At 72.3% G+C, this 2295-nt stretch carries 2 protein-coding genes and 1 pseudogene; 1 reads left to right on the forward strand and 2 read right to left on the reverse strand.

The window, feature by feature from the left end:
* A partial coding sequence (gene steA, locus E4P40_RS27320) for a putative cytokinetic ring protein SteA (protein ID WP_135161427.1) occupies positions 1 to 894 on the reverse strand: 894 nt, incomplete at its 3' end.
* Positions 895 to 1059: 165 nt separating this feature from the next.
* Between steA and E4P40_RS27325 the strand changes: the two genes are divergently transcribed.
* Complete coding sequence (locus E4P40_RS27325; protein WP_245160628.1) at positions 1060 to 1872, forward strand: TetR/AcrR family transcriptional regulator; 813 nt, start codon at positions 1060 to 1062, stop codon at positions 1870 to 1872.
* Positions 1873 to 1887: 15 nt separating this feature from the next.
* Here the strand turns inward: E4P40_RS27325 and E4P40_RS27330 are convergent.
* Positions 1888 to 2295 (reverse strand): annotated as a pseudogene (locus E4P40_RS27330) (methylase); the annotation flags it as partial.

Raw genomic sequence — 2295 nt, forward strand, 5'->3', positions numbered from 1 at the left:
GATCAGCGTGGCGCCCTTCTCGTCGGCGAGCAGCATCGCGATGTCCTCGCTGGTGGCCGACGCGGGGAAGGTGATCGCCTCGACACCGAGGTCCTGCACGCGGGCCAGGCCGGGCGCGCGGCCGTCGGCGTAGGCGTGCACGACGACCTCGGCGCCGCAGGTCAGGGAGTCGTCGCTGACGGAGTCCATGTCCCCGACGATCATGTCCGGCTGGTAGCCGGCCTCCCGCAGCGCGTCCGCGCCGCCGTCGACGCCGATGAGCACGGGCCGGTAGTCCCGGATGTACGGGCGGAGGGCGTGCAGGTCCTCCTTGTAGTCGTAACCACGGACGACGACCAGGACGTGCCGGCCCTCGATCGAGGTGGCGACGTCAGGGACGCCCACGCCGTCGAGCAGGAGCGCACGCTCCCGCTTCATGTACTCCATCGTGTTGGTGGCGAAGGCCTCGAGCTGCGTGGAGAGCCCGGCCTTGGCCTCGCTCATCGCCATCGCGACCGTGCCACGGTCGTGGACCCGGCCCTCGGCGAGCACCTCGCCGTCCTCGGCCACCAGCTGCGAGCCGTCGAGGCGGACGGTCGCGCCTTCCTTGACCTTCGCGAAGACGTCCTTGCCGACGTCGTCGAGCAGCGGGATGCCGGCGTTGATGAGGATCTCGGGACCGAGATTCGGATAGCGACCGGAGATGCTCGGTGCGGCGTTGACGACGGCCGCGACCCGGCAGCCGACGAGCGCGTCCGCGCTGACGCGGTCGATGTCCACGTGATCGATGACGGCGATGTCGCCGGGACGCAGCCGCTTGGTCAGGTTCTTCGTGCGGCGGTCGAGTCGGACGACGCCGGCCACGCCGGGGCCTGTCTCCAGTGCCCGGCCGCGCCGAAGGGTGCCGATGCGCATGCGCCGCATGCTTTCACGAGGGCCTGGGAGGCCGGTCCTCCGACGCGCGACGGCAATCTTTCGCTCACGGAGCGTGTGCGACACGTCGGAGGACCGGACACGCCCGCTGCGCCGCTCCGACCGCTTGCGCGGGACCGTTACCGACTCGTGACTAGCGTTGCGGATGTGACTGGAGTGGCCCACGCCTTGCCCCGCCCGACCCCCGCGACCGAGACGTCCCCGCAGGTGGAGGAGACGCCCGCGGTTCCGGCCGGCGGCTCGGTGATCAGGGCGGTTCCCTCGGTCACGCCCTCCCGCCCCGCACCCGTGACCCCGGTCGAGGCGGCCCCCGAGGGCGGACGGAAGCGAGGCCCGGGCGCGCGGGAGCGCAAGCGTCAGGAGACGCGCGCCCGGATCGTCGACGCGGCCGCGGAGCTGTTCGCGGAGCGGGGGTTCGAGGCCGTGAGCGTGATGGAGATCGCGCGCTCCGCGGGCGTCGTGGAGAAGACGGTCTTCAACCACTTCCCGGTCAAGGAGGGTCTCGTCTTCGACGCCGACCCGCCGATGCGGGCAGCGCTGCTGGACGCGGTGCGCCGTCGGCCCGCCGGTGAGTCCGTCTCCGCTGCCGCGGGCAGCTTCGTGGTGGGCGCGGTCAGCCTGCTGGGGTCACCGGAGGCGGCCACCGGCGTGGCGCAGATGGCGCGCGTCATCCGCGGCAGCCGGACGCTGCAGGTGCGGGAGCGGGAGATCCTCGGCGAGCTCACGAACGCCCTTGCCGACCTGATCGCCGAGGAGACGTCGGCGCGGCCCGGTCAGGTGGAGCCGTGGCTGGCCGCGCACGCCGTCATGGGGCTGTACGCGTCGCTGCTGGAGCTGGCCCGGGACCGGGTGCTCGCGGGTGTCGGCGGACTGGAGCTGTCGGCCGAGCTGCGCCGCCAGGGCCGGCGCGGCTTGTCCCTGCTCCAGTTCGGCCTCGCCGGCTACGCGAAGAGGAGGTAGCGCAGCCGGCTGGGCTCAGACCTCGAGTTGCAGCGCCCTCAGCAGCTGGTCGGCACGGTCGCCGGGGATGTCGGGGTTCCGGGTGAAGAGGGCGACCGCCACCATGTACTCGTCCTCGCCGGCCCAGCCGTGTCCCGCGTCGCAGAGCCGGCGGATGTGGTCGGCGACCTTCGGCTCGCTGCTGTAGCGCCCGTAGTCCAGGCCCATGGCGAGGAAGTTCACGACCCGGTAGCCGAGATCCCCCGCCGTCCGGACCGTGGTCTCGGGGTCGGAGTAGCTGGCGACGGCGGTGATGACGTCGTCGTAGCCGGCCTTCAGCAGCTGCAGCACGAGGTCGTTGCCGCGGACGCCGCCCCAGAGTTCCGGCATGAGGATGTCGCGGTCGGGCGCCGGGATGTACGGCGGGTTGGAGATGACCGTGGT

It is taken from the genome of Blastococcus sp. CT_GayMR20 (genome assembly GCF_004570345.1).